This window comes from Microbacterium sp. (genome assembly GCF_035556355.1).
GTDB lineage: Bacteria > Actinomycetota > Actinomycetes > Actinomycetales > Microbacteriaceae > Microbacterium.
The window spans coordinates 15,572-33,474 of sequence record NZ_DATMFG010000044.1 but is presented as its reverse complement, the minus strand read 5'-3'; the positions used below and the strand labels follow the sequence as shown (position 1 = coordinate 33,474).

Here is a 17,903-nt window from a genome sequence, read left to right as displayed (position 1 = left end):
CTCACGCACTCGTCGAGCGCACGCATCCGCTGACGCCTGTCGCGTCTGGGTGATTCAGCGCCCGGTGTCGGCGAGGTGGCGCGCCCCGTGGGTGACGACCTTCACGACGACGCCCCGCCGGTGCAGCTCGGCGACCGTGCGGGTCTCCTCGTCGATGTCGCGGCCGAGCGCGTGCACATTCGCGACGACGAGCACATCGCCGCGGCTGAGGTGCCCGAACAGGCGGACGAGCCGCTCCTCCCACGTCTCCAGGGTCTCGGGCGCAGGGTGGCGGAACCCCTCGATCGGCACGCCGAAGTGCGTGAGCAGCTCGCGCTGCTCGACGACCGACGGCATGTCCTCGCGCGCGACGACGAGCCCGACGAGCCGCGAGCCGGCGGGCCGCGCCTGCCACCAGTTGCGGTCGCGCTGCAGCTCGGTGAAGCACTTGGGGCACTCGGCCGCTTCGTGCGGCAGGTGCAGCGGGCTCGTGTCGGCGCTCACGTCGGACGCAGCATCGTCCGCACCCGGCCGCGCGGTCGCGGAGGGTTCCTGTGTGCTGAGGTCGCTCATATGGCCGCCTTCCCTGACGTCCATTGTGCCCTCTCCCGGCGGCTCGTCAGAAAGCGAGGCCCCGCAGCTACTCCTCTCCGCGCAGCCGCAGCTCGAGGCTCAGCTGATCGGCATCGAGCTCGGCGAGCGCGTGGCGCAGGGTCTCCGAGCTGAACTCGCCGCCCGAGCTGAGCTCGACCAGTCGCGCCCGCATCGCCTCGATCATCGTGATCCGCAGCTCGAGCAGATCGCGCGTGAGCCCGGTCTCGTCGTCCTCGGGCGGTCGCGTGAGGCGCTCTCCGACCCGCGCCGTGAGCTCGCCAGGATACGGCGTGCCGTCTTGCCGGTGAGTCGTCTCAGCCAACGCGGATGCCGCCGCCGTCCGCAGCTCGGCGTCGAGGCGCTTCTGCTGCGCGCGGTCGAGAGACTCGTCGGGCGGGTCGATGCGCAGCACCCGCACGAGCGCCGGAAGCGTGAAGCCCTGCAGCATGAGACTCCCCACCGCCACGAGGAACGCCACGAAGACGAGGAGGGCACGCTCGGGCGTGTCGTGGGGGAGCGTCTGCGCCGCGGCGAGCGTCACGACGCCGCGCATGCCGGCCCACACGATGACGGTGCCGTGCTTCCAGCCGAGCGGCGACGCGTTGTAGTAGTCGATGTCGGCGAGTGTGGTCCGTACGCGGCGCCGCAGGAGGTCCATGCGTCGCTCGACGTGCTCGGGGTTGCGTCTGCCGCGCGCCGACCCTCTCGACGGCTCGGCGGCGACGTGGTTCAGTCGCCTCTCGATCTCGCCGAGCTTGCGCTGGCGTACGCGTGCGCGTCTCGACTGCAGCCACACGATGAACGTGACGTACGCCGTCCGCACGACGAGCACGATCGCGAGGGCGACGGCGGCCAGCCACACGCCGTGCCAGATGCCCTCCTCGCTCTCGCCGTTCGCGCGCACGATCTCCTTGAGCTCGAGGCCCATCACGAGGAACACCGCGCCCTCGAGCACGAGTTCGACGGTGCGCCAGTTGACCTTGTCGGACAGGCGCTGGTCGGGCGTGAACCACCGCGCGGAACCCTGCCCGGTCACGATGCCGGCGACGACGGCGGCGACGAGGCCGGAGCCGCCGAGCTGCTCGGTCGGCAGATACGCCGCGAACGGGACGACGAACCCGATCGCGGTGTTGGCGGCCGGGTTCGAGATCAGCGCGCGCACGCGCAGGTTGATCCACCCGATGATCCCGCCGACGATGAGCGCCGCGATGACGCCCCACACGAAGGCGCCGATGAAGCCGGGTCGCGCGACGCCTTCGACCTCCTGCACGACGGTCGATGCGCCGACGGCGGATGCCGCGACCGCGGTGCGCAGCACCACGAGCGACGTCGCGTCGTTGAGCAGGCTCTCGCCCTCGAGCAGGGTGACGACGCGACTCGATATGCCCAGGCGTTTGACGATCGAGGTCGCGACGGCGTCGGTGGGACTGAGGATCGCGCCCAGCGCGAGGGCGAGCATGAAGTCGAGAGACGGAAGGACCGCCTGGAAGAAGAACGCGAGGGCGAGGGCGCTCAGCACGACGAGGATCACGGCCAGTCCCACGACGGGCCCGAAGTCGCGGCGGAACTCGACCGCGGGGAGGTTGACGGCCGCCGAGTAGAGCAGGGGCGGCAGCACTCCGACGATGATGAACTCGGGATCGACCTCCACGGGAGGCACGAAAGGCAGCAGGCTCACCACGATCCCGACCATGACGAGGATCAGCGGGCCTGCGATGCGGACCTTGGGGGCGATGGCGGTCGCGACCGAGATGACGACGATCGCGAGGATGGCGAGGGCGAGGGGGTCTTCGATCACACGACCCCCCACGCGGCCACGGCGTCGCGCTCGGCGACGAGTTCGGCCACCGACCGGTCGAGGCGCTCGCGGGCGCGCTCGTCGAGATCGAGGCCTTCGATCACGCGATAGCCCGAGCCGTCGGACGAGACGGGGAACGAGCACACGAGCCCCTCCGGAACGCCGTACTCCCCGCGCGACACGACGGCCGCCGAGGTCCACTCCGTGCCGAACTGCTCGTCGCGCACATGCTGGATCGTCGCGTTCGCGGCGGATGCCACCGACGAGGAGCCTCGCACCTCGATGATCTCCTGCCCGCGCTTGGCCACGCGCGGCACGAACTCTTCGTCGAGCCAGCGGGTCGCCGCATCCGTGCCGCCGAATCTCTCGGCCAGCAGCTCGGGAACGGGTCGTCCTGCGGCGGTCGCGTACGTCACGTCGGGGAACTGCGTGACGGAGTGGTTGCCCCACACCGTCATGCGGTCGATGTCGCCCGCCTTCACGTCGAGCGCCTCCGACAGCTGCCCGATCGCGCGATCGTGGTCGAGGCGCGTGAGCGCGGTGATCCGATCGCGTGGGATGTCGGGGGCGGATGCCGCGAGCACGAGTGCGTTCGTGTTGGCGGGGTTGCCCACCACGACGATCCGCACGTCGTCGGAGGCGACGCCGTTGAGCGCCGCGCCCTGCGGTCCGAAGATGCCGGCGTTGGCGGCCAGCAGGTCGGCGCGCTCCATGCCCGGCCCGCGCGGGCGCGCGCCGACGAGAAGGGCGATCTCGCATCCGTCGAACGCGACGAAGGGGTCGTCGGTGAGTTCGACGTCGTCGAGCAGCGGAAAGGCGCAGTCCTGCAGTTCGAGCACGGCGCCCTCGGCGCTGCGCAGGCCCTGCGGGATCTCGAGGAGCCGGAGACGCACGGGCCGCTCGCCGAGCATGTCGCCCGCGGCGATGCGGAAGAGGAGTGCGTACCCGATCTGGCCTCCTGCACCCGTGAGCGTCACGGTCAAGGGGTCCATGCAACGAGCCTATGCCCGGTACGGTGACGCCATGACGTTCAACGACAACGCGAGCGTGGGCGGCAACCGGGCCAGGCGCCGCGGGGGCGCGATCGCGGCGGGGGGCATCGGCGGCATCGGCGCCATCGCGGTGCTGCTGCTGAGCCTGTTCACGGGTGGCGACTTCTCGAGCCTCCTCGGCGGCGGAGCGGCACCCATCGGGGCCGGGCAGGAGTCGGAGATCCAGCAGTGCGAGACGGGCGCCGACGCGAACGCCCGCGACGACTGCCGCCTCGCCGCGGCCTCGCTGAACCTCGATCAGTACTGGGAGGGTCAGGTGCAGGGCTACCGTCCGCCCGACCTCATCATCGTCGACGGCTCGACGTCGACGCAGTGCGGCACCGCGTCGAACCAGACCGGTCCCTTCTACTGCCCGCCCGAAGAGACGGTCTATGTCGACCCCACCTTCTTCTCGCTCCTGCGCGATCGGTTCGACGCGAGCGCGGGCCCGCTCGCGCAGCTGTACGTGCTCGCGCATGAGTACGGGCATCACGTGCAGAACATCACGGGAATCATGAACGCGCACCCGAACAACGGGACCGGCCCCGACAGCAACGGCGTGCGCATGGAGCTGCAGGCCGACTGCTTCGCGGGCGCATGGGTGCAGGACATGACCCAGCAGGTCGACGAGAACGGCGTGCCGTTCATGCGCGAGCCGACGGCGCAGCAGCTCCAGGACGCGCTGGGCGCGGCATCCGCCGTCGGCGACGACCACATCCAGCAGCAGTCCGGCGGGTTCGTCAACCCCGAGAGCTGGACCCACGGATCGAGCGAACACCGTCAGCGCTGGTTCGCCGCGGGCTACCAGGGAGGTGTTGAGGCTTGTGATACGTTCGCGGTGCCGGGGGGCAGCTTATGACGGAACTCGACGGGATTCTCTACCCGCCGACCAAGCCTTACGAAACGGGATCGCTGATCGTGGGGGATGGTCAGCGCGTGCATTGGGAGCAGAGCGGCAATCCTGACGGCAAGCCCGTCGTCGTGCTCCACGGGGGTCCCGGAGCCGGATCCCGCCCGTGGTACCGCCGGTTCTTCGACAAGGACCGCTACCGCATCATCCAACTCGACCAGCGCGGCACGGGGCGCAGCACTCCGTCGGCAGCCGAGCCCGACGTCGACCTGCGCCACAACACGACGTGGCACCTCGTCGCGGATCTCGAGCTGCTGCGCCGAAACCTCGGCATCTCGAAATGGCAGCTGTTCGGCGGATCGTGGGGCGCCGCGCTCGCGCTCGCGTACGCGGAGGCGCACCCCGACGCGGTCAGCGAGCTCGTGCTGCGCGGCGTCTTCACGCTGCGCCGCCACGAGATCGAGTGGCTGTACGAGGGCGGCGCCGCCGTGATCTACCCCGACCTGTGGGAGGAGTTCATCGCGCCGATCCCCGTGCTCGAGCGCGCCCGCATGATCGAGGCGTACCACCGGCGCCTGTTCGACCCCGACCCGGCGGTGCACGTGCCGGCCGCCATCGCGTGGACGCGGTGGAGCACTGCGATGGGCAGCCTGCTGCCGCATCCGGAAGTCCTCGCGAGTCTCACGCAGCCACGGCCTGCGGTCGTCTTCGCGCGGCTGCAGAATCACTACTTCATGCACCGCGGATGGCTCGAAGAGGGGCAGCTCATCGCGCGCGTCGACGTGATCCGGCACCTTCCCGCCGCGATCGTGCAGGGGCGCTACGACGTGTGCGCGCCCCCGATGACCGCGTGGGACCTTCATCGCGCGTGGCCCGAGGCGGACCTCACGATCGTTCCGGATGCGTCGCACCTCGCGAGCGAGCCCGGCATCGCGCGTGCGCTGCGGGCCGCGACCGACCGCTTCGCCCAGGAGCTCTCGCCGGTCGAGTAGCGCACAGAGCCCCAAACCGGGACTCCCGCCGCGAGACCCGGGACGTCAGGCGGAGCGCGCGCCCCGGATGAGGTCTGCCGCGACCTCGCCGATCACGATCGCCGGGGCGTTCGTGTGCCCGCGGATGACCGTCGGCATGACCGAGGCGTCCGCCACGCGAAGGCCCTCGACGCCGCGGACGCGCAGCTCCGGGTCGACGGGGGCGGCCGCATCCGTGCCCATCCGCGCCGTGCCCACCGGGTGGTACAGCGTGTGCGAGTAGCGGCGCAGCGAAAGCTCGGCACGCTCGGCCGCGGTCATCTTCTCGCCGCCCTCGGGCTGCACCCAGCCGCCCGTCGTGACGGCGCGGAGAGCTTCGGTGTCGATGAGGCGCTCGCACTCCGCGAGGCCCGCGAGGAGAGTCTGCTCGTCGATGCCGTCGGGGTCGGTGAGGTAGCCCGGGTCGATGACCGCCGCAGCGGTCGGGTCCGCCGATGCGAGGCGGATGGTGCCGCGACTGTGCGGGCGCAGGAGGATCGCCGCGACCGTGATGCCCTCGGCGGGCAGCGGGACGAGACCTTCGCCGACGTACGGGGCGGCGGCGAAGATGATCTCGATGTCGGGCAGCTCGTCGGGCACGCCCGCGCGCTCGGCGAGCGGCGTGCGCACGAACCCGTACGCCTCGGCGACGTTCGACGTGAGCATGCCGCGCCGCGTCGCGAGGTAGCGGCCGAGCTCGCCGGGCTTCTCGGCGCCGTACAGCGTCCCGCCGTGCGCGGCGGGCGCGAGTCCCGACACGAGGTGATCCTGAAGGTTCGAGCCCACCTCGGGCGCGTCGACGACGGTGCGGATGCCGTGCTCGGCGAGGTGCTCGGACGGCCCGATGCCGCTCAGCATGAGCAGCTGCGGCGTGTTGATCGTGCCGCCGCACAGGATGACCTCGCGTCGCGCGGCGACGTGTCGCGTCGTGCCCTCGACGTCGACGTACACGCCGGTGGTGCGGGGCGCTTCGTCTCGCTTCGCCCGCTCAGCGGCCGGGCTGCCGTCGCCCGGTCGCGAGAAGGTGACCCGCCGCACGAGCGCGTTCGTCACGACGCGCAGATTCCTCCGACGCCTCGCCGGGCGCAGGTACGCGTCCGCGGTCGACGCGCGCGCCCCGCGCCGCTGCGTGACCATCGTCTGCGAGAAGCCCTGTTGCGACGGCAGGTTGGCGGCGGTGACCGGATGCCCGAGCTCGCGCGCCGCGTCGAGGAAGGCCGCCGTGTGCGGGCGCGGATCCCGCTGCCGCTCGACCGAGACCGCTCCGCTCGTCCCCTGCGTCGCGTCGACCGCGCCCTGTGTGCGCTCCACGCGACGGAAGTAGGGGACCAGGGCGTCCCACGACCACGTCGGCCCCGCGGCATCCGCCCATTCGTCGTAGTCCGCCGCGAACCCGCGGATCCACATCATCGCGTTGAGCGACGACGAGCCGCCGAGGGTCTTGCCGCGCGGCCAGTAGATCGTGCGGTTCTCGAGCGCCGGCTGCGGGACGGTGTCGTAGTTCCAGTCGTACCGACCGCGGAAGAGCTTCGAGAACGCCGCCGGCACGTGCAGCTCCAACGCCGTGTCGGGCGGCCCGGCCTCGAGCAGGAGCACCGACACCGACGGGTCCTCGCTGAGCCGTGCGGCGAGGGCGGCGCCCGCCGAGCCGGCGCCCACCAGGATGTAGTCCGCCGCCTCGATGGCGCCTCCGCGTCGCGCGCTCATGCGCGGAACGCCTGCACGAGAGTGCCCGCGAGGCGCACCCAGTCGCCGTCCATGCGGAACCGCGTGAAGCCCTCGCTCACGGTCGCTCCGGTGCGCGCCGTCACGAACCACGGGGGCTTCGGCAGCACCGTGCCCTTCGCCGGGCTCAGGCGCCGGGACCGGCCCAGGAGCCGGGACGGGCTCAGGGACCGGATCATGAGCGGCACCGAGCGGGGGAACGGGCGGAACGGCCCGCGCACAACCGAGCGCTCGACGCGGTCGAGCAGCAGCGCGTTGTGCACGACGCCGATGCCGCTCTCCACATCGGCGGGGGTCGATCCGGGGAACGCGCCCCACGTGAGCGTCGGGGTCAGGAAACCGAAAGCGGTCCACGCGTTGATCGCGATCGAGCCGTAGCGCAGGTCGGCGATCGCCCGCTCGACCCCGTCGCCGAGCGCGTCCATCGTCGCCGGGTCGATGAGCACGTTCGCACCGAGCGTGCCCGCGAGCCTCTCGTTCGCGTACTCGACCGCCGCGTCGAGGAACTCCTGCCCGTTGCCGCGCAGCGACACCACCCCGAGCACGGGCGAGAAGTACTCGGTCGTCTCGAGGTCGGCGGCGCTCGCGGCATCCGCTTCGACGATCACGCGCGTGCGCGATGCGTTCCACCGGGCCGACGGGTGGGCGGATGCCGCGGCGTCCAGCTTCTCGTCGCTGCGCGGGTACCACACCGGCCGCTCCGGGGCGCGGTCGTACGCGGCGCGCAGCTCACCGAGGAACGCCTCGCGCTGCGGCCAGTCGGAGCTCACGATGACGACCTGCCCCGCGATGCAGTTGTGCCCGCTGTTCTGCAGCCTCATCGTCGCGACGTGCTCGGCCTGGAAGCGCAGGTCCGCCTTCGTCCAGCGGCCCGGCACGACGATGATCGGCGACACCCCGCCGAGCTCGGCCGTGATCGGCTTCTTCAGGAGCGGCCGGTTCTCGCGTCGGCGCCGCGCGCTCGCGCCGGCGGTCCCCGAGCTTGTCCCCCCGGTGCCTGGACCCCACACGATCGCGTCGAATGTCGCGGCGGCTCCCGTGATGTGCACGTGCGCGACGCGCCGGTTCGTCGTGAGGGCCGCGCCGACGCTGCCGCCGCCTGCCACGATCCGCAGGAACCCCGGCTCGATGAGCGGTGCGAGCGCGCGCTGGAACACCGACAGGAGCGGGTCCTGCGTCGGGTTGATCTTGAGGATCACGACCCGGTTGTGCGCGAGCAGCTCGTACAGGACGTCGAGCACCGGGATCGAGGTCACGTTCCCCGCGCCGAGCACGAGCCCGATCCCTCCGGGGGTCGTCGGATGCAGCTGAGCGAGTCCTGCGGTGCGCCGCGCTTCGTCTTCGGTCACGCCGGGCTGAAACCACACCTCGCCGGTGAAGCCCGACAGCAGCAGCGCGTCGACGGGGTTCTGCGGGAACACGTGCGCGCGCACGCGGCCGCCGGGCGCGGCATCCGTCTTCACTCCGTCGAGCGGGCTGAGGTCCGCCGCGAGCTTCTCGAGCGTCGCGCGATACGCGTCGACGGCGACGAGGACGGCGTACGGTCCCGAGAGCCATTCCTCACCGCGAAGCGGATGCCCGGGCTCCAAGCCCTTCGATGTCGACGCCGTGTCGGCCCACTCCTCGGCGACCGCCGACACGGTCGCGTGGAGCGCCTTCATGAGGCGTGCGCGCTGTTCGCGCGTGACGTGCGCCCACGCGGCCGCTCCGCGCTCGAGCGCGTCGAGGTCGGCCTCGATCTGGTCGAGGACGGGATCGGGTGCCGCAAGCGCAGCCTTCGCGCCACGAGGCGGCTTCGTCGTCGTCTTCGCGGTAGGCACCGGTGCACTCCTTCGGGTGGGTGTCGTCAAGCCTACGTGGGCGACGCCGCGCCGCATTCTGGCGTGTCGCCACGAAATGCTGTGTGGTGTTGCCCTTCGTGGCGACTCGCCGAGAGTCGCGGGCGTGCGGGGGCGTGCGGGGGGGGGCGGGCGGTCGGGGGGGGTCGGGCGCGTGCGCGGGGTGTGCGGGCTCGCGTGCGGGCGATCCCTTTCTGGCGAGTCGCCAGGTTCTGCGGGGAGAGACGGCATTTCGTGGCGACTCGCCGAAGAGGGGCGTGGAGGTCGCAGCGAGCGGATGCCGCGCGCTACGCCGCCCCGTCGATGTCGACCCGCCGCAGGCGGTACCGCGCGAGGCTCCCGAGACTCACGGCGATGAGCGCCGCCGGGATGAGGCTGAAGCTCAGGACGATGCCGGCGATCGCGGCATCCGGCTGCGTCACCGACTCGGATGCGGTGCTGGAGATGTAGCCCGTCGCGGCGAGCACGATCGACAGCACCGTCGCGCCGAGTCCGAAGCCCGTCGTCTCGCCCGCGGTCCACACGCCGCCGAACGCACCCGCGCGGCCGTGCCCGTGGGTCGCCGCGTCGTGCGCGATGACGTCGGGGAGCATCGCCATCGGAAGCGACTGCATGGCCGCGTACGCGACCCCCGCGAGGGCGACCGCGCCGTACAGCCAGGAACCCGGAGCCCACAGCGCCGCGGCGGTCGAGAGAGCGGCGATCGCGAACACGACGCTCGCGATCGCGAACGCGCGCTCCTTGCCGATGCGCGCCGCGACCCAGCCCCACGCGGGGGCGGCGAGCAGCGCGGGCGCGATGAGTGCGACGAAGAGCAGGGTGACCGCGTCCTCCGAGCGCATGACCCACGTCGCGAGGTACTGGGCGCCGGCGAGCATGAGCCCGGTTGCCAGGGCCTGCAGGAAGAAGGTCGTGAGCAGCGCGCGGAAGGGCTGACTGCGGCGGAGGGCGGATGCCGCCGCCCGGAACGTCGCCTGCACCCCACTCTCGCCTGGACCCCCGGCGACGATCGTCTCGGTATCGGCGGGGTCGGGCAGGGAGTCGCCCGTGACCGCTTCGCCGATCGCGTCCGCCGTCTCCGCGACGGCGGTGCCGGCATCCGTGATCGTCCGCCGATTGCGGACCACCGCACGCCGAGCCGATCCGGTCGCGACGAGCATGCCCAGCCCGATCACGACGCCCGAGACGATGCCCATCATGAGGTAGCCGGTGGTCGGGTCGCCCGTGATGCCGCGCAGCAAGGGCCCGCCCGCGCCGAACAGCAGGATCGCGAACGTGAGCACGACGACGCGCCATGTGAGGAGGCGCGTGCGCGCGTCGTAACTGTCTGTGAGCTCGGCAGGGAGCGCGATGTACGGCACCTGGAACAGGCTGAACGCGGTCGCGGTCAGCAGGAACGCGACGAGCACCCACAGCGCGCCGATCACGGGGCCGAGCGACGGCGGCACCGCGAACGTCAGCGCGAACAGCACCGGCAGCGAGAGCGCCCCGATGAGCATGAGGCGGCGTCGCGTGCCGCGCTTGGCGAGATCGCGGTCGGTGAGGGAGCCGATCACGGGGTCGATGACGACGTCCCACACCTTCGACACCGTGACGATCACGCCCGCGAGGAGGGCCGTCACACCGAGGTTGTCGGTCAGGTAGTAGGTGAGCACGAGACCCGGCAGGGTGCCGAACCCGCCGGTGCCGATCGAGCCGACGGCGTACTGGGCGATCGTCCCCGCCGACAGGCGGTCGCGGGGCGCATCCGCGTCGGCCGGAGGCGACGCGGATGCTGCGGATGCCGCTTCGGGTGAGCGGCGAGCGTCGTTGCTCATCGCGCCAGTGTAAGCGGGAGAGGGTGCCCGTGCGGATCGGATGTGGATGCGGGCGTAGGAGATGGTCGGGGCGCAGGACGCATCCGGCGGAATCGTCCTACCCTCGGATCATGTCCTACCCCCGGGAACGCGCGAGCCGGCTCCTTCACCGGCGGGATCACTCGCGGATGAGCTCCTCCTCAGGCACGACGGTCGCACCCGCGAGCCACGCGGGCACGTGCGCCGCCTCGGTCGGCGCCGGCCCCGGGACGAACGTCAGCACGCCGTCGATCCGCTCGTCGCGCGGCCACGGGTCGGTGAGGGTCGCAAGGAGCGCCGCGCCGCCCACCCCTGTCGCGTCGAGCAGCGCGAGCTCGTCGGCGTCGACGCCGATCGGCTGATCGCCGTTGCCGAGATCGGTGCCGTAGAGCACGCGTCCTCCCGCGGCCGCGAACCGTGCGACGTTGTCGACCGCCACCTCGCGATCGACCGGGCCGTGGATGCACAGCGTCGAGATCCAGCGCTGCCCCTGCGCGACCGCCGCGGCGACGAGCTCGTCGTCGAGCGGCTCGCTGAAGGGCGCGTGCGCGAGCACGTCGGCGCCCGCCGCGATCGCGCGCGCCGCCATGCCCTCGCCCTCGACGTGCGCGACGACGGGCAGCTCGTGCTCACGGGCCGCGGCGACGATGGCGGCGAGCACGTCGTCGCCGAAGACGGGGCCGGCGGTCGCGTTGAGCGACACCTTGATCACGGATGCGCCGAACCCCGCCTGCTCGTCGACGGCGGTGCGGGCGCCGCCCGGCGCCCCGGCGAGCGTCGACGTCGAGCGCACTTCGCGAGAGATCGCGTCCGGCGCCCACGAGCGCCCCACGGGGTAGCCGCCCGGCGCGGTGAGGAACGCCCCGGCGTATGCCACGCGCGGGATGCCGTCCGCGTGGCGGCGTGCGAGAGCGACCGGGTCGCCACCCAGGTCGACGACCGCGGCGACGCCGTGCTCCGCGAGCGGCGCCGGGTCGAACAGATGCAGGTGCACGTGATGGTTGACCAGCGGCGGCAGCGCGACGCCCTGCTCGCCCGTGATCGCACGGCGGGCGGGGGCGGCGTCGGGGCCGAGAAGCTCGCGGAGCGCGAAGGGGTCGAGGTGCAGCATCCGCGTCACCCGTCGGTCGGGGAGGGCGTCGGATCGGAGGCTCGCGCGGGCTCGCGCAGCTCGGTGCGTACCGCGTAGAGCTCGGGGAAGAACGTGAGCTCGAGCGCGCGGCGGAGGAACGGGACGCCGCTCGACCCGCCCGTGCCCTTCTTGAGGCCGATGATGCGCTCGACGGTCTTGAGGTGACGGAAGCGCCACAGCTGGAAGTCGTCCTCGAGGTCGACGAGCTCTTCGCACGTCTCGTACGCGGCCCAGTGCGTCTGCGGGTCGTCGTAGATCGCCGCGAACACGGGCACGAGCTCGGGGCTGTACTCCCACGCCTTCGTGACGTCGCGCTCCAGCACGGCCTGCGGGATCGGGTACCCGGTGCGCGCGAGCAGCCTCAGGAACTCGTCGTAGAGGCTCGGCGCCTCGAGCGCCGCACGGACGAGCTCGTAGGCGGCGGCATCCGCTTCGAACACGCGCAGCATCGCGGCGTTCTTGTTGCCGAGCGTGAACTCGACCGCGCGGTATTGCGCGGACTGGAAGCCGCTCGCATGGCCCAGCACGCCGCGGAACTGCACGTACTCGGCGGGCGTCAGCGTCGCGAGCACCGACCACTGCTCGGTGAGCGTCTTCTGGATGTGCTTGACCCGCGCGATGGACTTGAGCGCGGGAGCGAGCTGATCCTCGCGCAGGAAGCGGCGCGCGGCGCCGAGCTCATGCAGCACGAGCTTGAGCCACAGCTCCGTGGTCTGGTGCTGGATGATGAACAGCAGCTCGTCGTGGTGCTCGGGGTCGCTGAGCGGATGCTGCGCGGAAAGCAGCGTGTCGAGCTGGAGGTAGCCCCCGTAGCTCATGCGGTCGGTGAAGTCGGTGACGACCGACCCTTCGATCGCCCGGGTGTTGCGTTCGACCCCATCGCTCACAGGGTCAGCCTATGGGGGCGGGGGCGTTTCGTCTCGGGCCTGCGGCCCTCGCTCAACGACCGGGGGGGGGAGGGGCCTGCGGCCCTCGCTCGACGACCCGGGGGGAGGGGGCCTGCGGCCCTCGCTCGACGGCCGGAGCGGGCGTCAGATGAGGGAGAGCTCGCGGAGCTTCGTCTCGACGTCGGCGTTCGACGGCTCGACGTGGTGCGACGCGTCGGGGTAGACGACGACGGGGATGTTCGTGCGGCCCGAGATCTCGCGGGCGACGTCGGCGGCGGCCGGCTCGGCCACGAGATCGATGTAGGTGTAGTCGATGCCGAGCTCGTCGAGCTGCTTCTTGGTGCGGACGCAGTCGCGGCACCAGTCGGCGCCGAACATCGTGATCGTGGACGAGGCGGGGGAAGTCATGCATCCATTCTCCCGGATGCATGCTGGGCATCGCCCGGACGGCTCTCCCGACGACTGAGAGGGCCGCCGCGGCATCCGTGACACCGCGACGGCCCTGCTCAGTCAGCGATCACCACGCCGTCGGCTTGGGCGGCTGGTAGACCCACACGTCGAAGAAGTCCGCGAGATCCTGCCCCGAGATCTCCTCGGCGAGGGCGATGAAGTCGGCGGTGGTCGCCGTGCCGCCGCCGAAGCGGGCGACCCACTCCGTGGCGAGGTCGAAGAACGCGGTGTCTCCGATCTTCACCCGCAGGGCGTGCAGCGTCGCGGCGCCGCGGTCGTAGACCGGCGTGCCGAAGATGCCGAGCGGGCCCGGGTCGGCCACGACCGTGTTCCACGTGGACGAGCCCGGAGCGCGGTTCATGACCTGCTGGAAGCGGGCCTGCGCGGTCGACTGGCCACGGTGCTCGAGCCAGATCCACGACGAGTACGTCGCCCAGCCCTCGTTGAGCCAGATGTCCGCCCAGCGCGCGGGGCTCACGTGGTCGCCCATCCACTGGTGGGCGAGCTCGTGCGCGACGGTGCCCTCGCTCGCGTTGCGCGAGAAGAAGGAGCGCGTCTGCGTCTCGAGCGCATAGCCCACGGAGTCGTCGTCGACGATCGCGCCGTACGACACGAACGGGTACGGGCCGTAGCGCTCCTCGAAGAACGAGAGCATGTCCCCCGTGAGCGCGAGCGCGGCGACCTGGCTCGGCGTGCGCGTCACGTCGATCGCGTCGATGATCGGCGTGCCGTTGGCGGCCGTGTACTGCTCGAGCCGGAACTCGCCGACCGTCGCCGTCGCGAGGTACGCGGCCATCGGGTCGGGCGCGTCCCACGTCCACGTCGTCTTGCCGCCGGCTGTCTCGGACCCGGCGAGCACGCCGTTCGCGACGGCCGTCAAGCCCTCGGGCACCGTGATCTCGAACGAGTACGTGGCCTTGTCGGTGGGGTGGTCGTTCACCGGGAACCACGTCGCCGAGCCGTCGGGCTCGCTCACGACCATCGCCCCGTCGCGCGTCGTGACCCAGCCGTAGAGGGCGCCCTCGATGTCGGTCGGCTCGGTCGTCGTGCCGCCGTAGGTGACGACGACCGTCGTCGACTGGCCCGTCTTGAGCTTCGGGCGGGGCGTGATGACCAGCTCGTTGTCGGTCTGCGTGAACGACATGCTCTTCTTGCCCACGACGACCGACGACGCGGTCAGGCCGCGCAGATCGAGGTTGAACCGGTCGAGGTCCTGCGTCGCCACGAGCTCGATCGTCGCGACGCCCGACAGCTGCCCCTCGAGGGGAGCGGGTTCGGCCGCGGGCGGTGTGTAGTCGAGGTCGAGGTCGTAGTGCAGCACGTCGATGCCGCCGTTGCCCGCGAGCGGGAAGTACGGGTCGCCGGCGCCCTCGGCTCCGGCTCCGTAGCGCGGCTCACCCGGTCGCCCGGGTGCCGCGGAGGCCGCCGTCGAGCCGACGAGGGCCGCGGCGGCCACGATGCCGCCGATCACGAGAGCACTGCGATACATCCGTCTGGACACGTCATCCTCCTGACACCTCGGGGGTTCGAGGTGACGCTAGATTGCTCGCGTTTCAGGCTCGTGACAACGGGGTGACGGATGCCGCCGGGCTTCGCCGCCCCGACGGTCGCGTGCGACGATGGGTGCCACAGTGCAGCTTTCGGTCATCGTCCCCACCTACAACGAGGCTCCCAACGTCGAGGAGCTCGTCCGCCGTGTCACGAAGGCGGTGGAGGGCATCGAGGCCGAGATCGTGTTCGTCGACGACAGCACGGATGACACCCCCGACGTGGTGCGGACGGTGGCGGCATCCGCGTCGATCCCTGTGCGTCTGATCCATCGGGAGGAGCGCACGGGCGGTCTCGGCGGTGCCGTGCTCGAGGGATTCGCGGCCGCCGAGGCGGACGCGTGCATCGTGATCGACGGCGACCTGCAGCATCCGCCCGAGACGATTCCGGCGCTCTACGAGCGGTTCCAGCGCGGCGACGTGGACATCGTCATCGCGTCGCGCTACGCGGGCGGCGGCACTTCGCACGGGCTCGCCGACCGCACGCGCGTGCTCGTGTCGAAGGCGTCGACCGCGCTCACGCGCGCGATGTTCCCGATCAAGCTGCGCGACGTGTCGGACCCCATGACGGGCTTCTTCCTCATCGACCGGCGCAGCGTCGACCAGGCGCTCCTGCGGCCGCGGGGCTTCAAGATCCTGCTCGAGATCCTCGCGCGCCGCTCGATGCGCGTCGCCGAGGTGCCGTTCGACTTCGCCGATCGCCACGCGGGTGAGTCGAAGGCGTCGATCCGTCAAGGTCTGCACTTCCTGTCGCAGCTCACCGCGCTGCGCTTCGGCAAGATGTCGCTCTTCGCCGTGATCGGCGGGCTCGGGGCGATCGCGAACGTCGCGATCGTGTGGGCGCTCACGCAACTCGGCGTCGGGTACATCATCGCCGCGATCGTCGCGGCCGAGACGACGATCATCGGCAACTTCCTCCTCCAGGAGCGCTTCGTCTTCCACGACATGCGGGAATCGGCCTCGGCGTGGTGGCTGCGGTTCGCGAAGTCGTTCAGCTTCAACAACGCCGAGGCGCTCGTGCGCATCCCGATCATCGCGCTCATGGTCGAGTCGTGGCAGTTCTCGGCGGTCCTCGCGACCGCGATCACGCTCGTCGTCGCGTTCATCGTGCGGTTCGTCTTCCACTCGCTCGTGGTCTACGCGCCCCGCAAGCCCGGCCTCGCGCCGAGCCGCGCGCGCCAGCTCGTCGAGGAGCTCGACGCGCAGGCGATGTCTCCCGGCGAGCTCTGACGCGCTGCGTCCCGGTGGCGCGCGCCGGCCGACGGGAGCACACTGAACCCATGGCCGGGACCGAGATGGCCTCAGCGCAGCGTCGGCGCCACAAGGGCGCCGTCGACCTGCTCTCCTCGACCGGCGGCCTCGTGGTCGTCGGGGCTGTGATCGGGATCACGTGGGCCGCCGCGCTGCGCGCCTACATGGTCGGGCTCGCCGGCTCCGCCACGGTGTTCAGCTGGTGGGGCACCTTCGGTGCGATCCTCATCCCCGGGGCGATCTCCGGCGCGCTGCTGGCCGTCGCGTGGCAGCGCAGCAACGCCGGTCGCGCGTCCGCGTGGTTCGCGTTCGCGCCCGTTCCTCTGGCGATCACGACGTTCCTCGAGCCCGGCGCCCTCTGGACGCTGCTCACGACGGGCCTCGGCGGCGGCGCGATCGGCGTGGTCGCGACCGGCCTGCTCGGCGGCTTCGCAGCGGGACAGCGCGGACCGGTGTGGGTGAGAGCCCTCAGCGGCGCGGTGTGGGTCGCGATGGTGGTCGGCTTCGCGCTGACGCCCTCGCTGGTCGCGGAACTGCCGCCGACCGACCCGCGCGGGGCGTGGCTCATCGTGCTCGCCGTGGGGCTCATGATCGTGCTCTCCCTCGCGTGCATCGCACCGTTCCGGAGCAGAGAGACGGATGCCGCCGCATCCGCCTGATCCGTCGTCGCGCGCCCGCGCGCTATGATTCACGACAACGGCGCCGGTGCGGTGCCGAGCGCCTTTGCCGGGGGGTGGAGGCGGCGACGACTCTCGTCGCGTGACATGGGGAACCGGGGACTTCCGATGGCTGTCGATGCGACATCTGCGCACACCGCCGGGGCGTTCCCCGAGCAGAGCCCGCTCGAGGGCGTCGCGCTCGCGCACGACTACGTCACGCAGCGGGGCGGTGCCGAGCGCGTCGCACTGTCGATGAGTCGCGCCTTCGCGGGTGCCCCCCTTCACACGACGCTGTATCACCCCGAGGGCACGTTCCCCGAGTTCGCTGACGTCGACGTGCGGCCGATGCCGATCAACCGGTGGGGCGTGCTGCGCCGCAACCACCGGCTCGCGCTGCCCTTCCTGGCGAACGCCGTGTCGGCGCAGCACGTCGAGGCCGATGTGCTGCTCGCGAGCTCGAGCGGCTGGGCGCACGGCATCTCGACGTCGGGGCGCAAGGTCGTGTACTGCCATGCGCCGGCGCGGTGGCTGTACCAGGCGGACCGCTACGCCGGCACCGGTGCGGGCTCGCGAGGCGTGCGTTCGCGAGCGGTCAAGGCCGCGACCGACGTCTTCGGGCCGTCGCTGCGGGCGTGGGACCAGAAGGCCGCGCACACCGCCGACCGCTACCTCGTGAACTCGACGGTGATCCAGCGCGCCGTGGCGCAGATCTACGGCATCGAGGCTGAGGTGCTGCCCCCGCCGCCCGCCGTGCTGTCGAGCGACGGCGAGGCGCGACCGGTCGACGGGGTCACCCGTCCGTTCGTCCTGTGCGTCGCACGACTGCTGCCCTACAAGAACGTCGACCTCGTGATCGATGCGGTCGCGCGCATTCCCGACCTCGACCTCGTGATCGTGGGCGACGGCCCCGAGAGGCGGCGTCTCGAGGCGCTCGCGCAGCGCGTCGGCTCGACCACCCTCGCGGGGCGCGTCACCGACGAGCAGCTGCGATGGCTTTACGCGAACGCGCTGGGGCTCGTCGCCGCGTCGTACGAGGACTTCGGGCTCTCCCCGCTCGAGGCCGCGGCGTTCGGGCGGCCGACCGCGGCACTGCGCGACGGCGGCTACCTCGACACCGTCGACCCCGGCCACACCGGCGTCTTCTTCGAAGCACCCGCCGTCGACGACATCGCGGGCGCGGTCGAGGAGCTCACTCGCGCGGAATGGCGCGAAGACGACATCCGATCCCATGCCGACGCGTTCTCTGAGGCGCGGTTCATCGCACGCCTCCGGCAGATCGTCGAGGAGGAGCTCCATCACCGCTGACCGCAGGCCGTT

Annotated in this window: 15 protein-coding genes; 5 read left to right on the top strand and 10 right to left on the bottom strand. The window is 71.6% G+C overall.

Annotation, left to right across the window (positions count from 1 at the left end):
• Nucleotides 1-54: 54 nt before the first annotated feature.
• From VNR19_RS12480 to VNR19_RS12470, 3 genes are all read right to left on the bottom strand, one after another.
• Nucleotides 55-552: a recombinase family protein gene (locus tag VNR19_RS12480; protein WP_325727226.1), complete on the bottom strand. Its 498-nt coding sequence runs from the start codon at nt 550-552 to the stop codon at nt 55-57.
• A gap of 67 nt (nt 553-619) precedes the next feature.
• Complete coding sequence (locus tag VNR19_RS12475) at nt 620-2,371, bottom strand: cation:proton antiporter (protein WP_325727224.1); 1,752 nt, start codon at nt 2,369-2,371, stop codon at nt 620-622.
• Nucleotides 2,368-3,363 (bottom strand): malate dehydrogenase, encoded by a 996-nt coding sequence (locus VNR19_RS12470; protein ID WP_325727222.1) that lies wholly within the window; start codon nt 3,361-3,363, stop codon nt 2,368-2,370. The genes VNR19_RS12475 and VNR19_RS12470 overlap by 4 nt, the downstream gene beginning before the upstream one ends.
• Before the next feature lie 31 nt (nt 3,364-3,394).
• Here VNR19_RS12470 and ypfJ point away from each other — a divergent pair, with 31 nt between their 5' ends.
• Together ypfJ and pip are read left to right on the top strand one after the other, a co-directional pair.
• Nucleotides 3,395-4,261 (top strand): KPN_02809 family neutral zinc metallopeptidase, encoded by an 867-nt coding sequence (ypfJ, locus tag VNR19_RS12465; RefSeq protein WP_325727221.1) that lies wholly within the window; start codon nt 3,395-3,397, stop codon nt 4,259-4,261.
• Nucleotides 4,258-5,244, top strand: a complete 987-nt coding sequence (gene pip, locus VNR19_RS12460; RefSeq protein WP_325727220.1) for a prolyl aminopeptidase — start codon at nt 4,258-4,260, stop codon at nt 5,242-5,244. Before ypfJ ends, pip begins: the two co-directional genes overlap by 4 nt.
• 45 nt (nt 5,245-5,289) lie before the next feature.
• On the opposite strand, the gene VNR19_RS12455 is transcribed toward pip, so the two are convergent.
• The 7 genes from VNR19_RS12455 to VNR19_RS12425 form a co-directional block, all read right to left on the bottom strand.
• Nucleotides 5,290-6,969, bottom strand: coding sequence for a GMC family oxidoreductase (locus VNR19_RS12455; RefSeq protein WP_325727219.1), 1,680 nt, complete (start codon nt 6,967-6,969; stop codon nt 5,290-5,292).
• The gene (locus VNR19_RS12450) at nt 6,966-8,864 is read right to left on the bottom strand and encodes an aldehyde dehydrogenase family protein (protein WP_414684166.1); all 1,899 of its coding nucleotides are present in this window, start codon (nt 8,862-8,864) and stop codon (nt 6,966-6,968) included. The genes VNR19_RS12455 and VNR19_RS12450 overlap by 4 nt, the downstream gene beginning before the upstream one ends.
• A 248-nt stretch (nt 8,865-9,112) precedes the next feature.
• Complete coding sequence (locus tag VNR19_RS12445; RefSeq protein WP_325727215.1) at nt 9,113-10,642, bottom strand: MFS transporter; 1,530 nt, start codon at nt 10,640-10,642, stop codon at nt 9,113-9,115.
• A 157-nt stretch (nt 10,643-10,799) separates the two neighbouring features.
• A complete protein-coding gene (locus VNR19_RS12440) occupies nt 10,800-11,771 on the bottom strand; it encodes an amidohydrolase family protein (protein ID WP_325727213.1) in 972 nt (323 codons plus the stop codon).
• A gap of 5 nt (nt 11,772-11,776) precedes the next feature.
• The gene (gene kynA / locus VNR19_RS12435; protein ID WP_325727211.1) at nt 11,777-12,679 is read right to left on the bottom strand and encodes a tryptophan 2,3-dioxygenase; all 903 of its coding nucleotides are present in this window, start codon (nt 12,677-12,679) and stop codon (nt 11,777-11,779) included.
• A 144-nt stretch (nt 12,680-12,823) separates the two neighbouring features.
• Nucleotides 12,824-13,087 (bottom strand): glutaredoxin family protein, encoded by a 264-nt coding sequence (locus VNR19_RS12430; protein ID WP_325727208.1) that lies wholly within the window; start codon nt 13,085-13,087, stop codon nt 12,824-12,826.
• A gap of 109 nt (nt 13,088-13,196) precedes the next feature.
• Nucleotides 13,197-14,630, bottom strand: a complete 1,434-nt coding sequence (locus tag VNR19_RS12425) for a M1 family metallopeptidase (RefSeq protein WP_325727206.1) — start codon at nt 14,628-14,630, stop codon at nt 13,197-13,199.
• A 118-nt stretch (nt 14,631-14,748) separates the two neighbouring features.
• Here VNR19_RS12425 and VNR19_RS12420 point away from each other — a divergent pair, with 118 nt between their 5' ends.
• From VNR19_RS12420 to VNR19_RS12410, 3 genes are all read left to right on the top strand, one after another.
• Nucleotides 14,749-15,906, top strand: a complete 1,158-nt coding sequence (locus tag VNR19_RS12420) for a glycosyltransferase (protein ID WP_414684164.1) — start codon at nt 14,749-14,751, stop codon at nt 15,904-15,906.
• A gap of 50 nt (nt 15,907-15,956) precedes the next feature.
• Complete coding sequence (locus VNR19_RS12415; protein ID WP_325727204.1) at nt 15,957-16,586, top strand: hypothetical protein; 630 nt, start codon at nt 15,957-15,959, stop codon at nt 16,584-16,586.
• Nucleotides 16,587-16,712: 126 nt separating this feature from the next.
• Nucleotides 16,713-17,891, top strand: a complete 1,179-nt coding sequence (locus tag VNR19_RS12410; RefSeq protein ID WP_325727202.1) for a glycosyltransferase — start codon at nt 16,713-16,715, stop codon at nt 17,889-17,891.
• Nucleotides 17,892-17,903 lie beyond the last annotated feature (12 nt).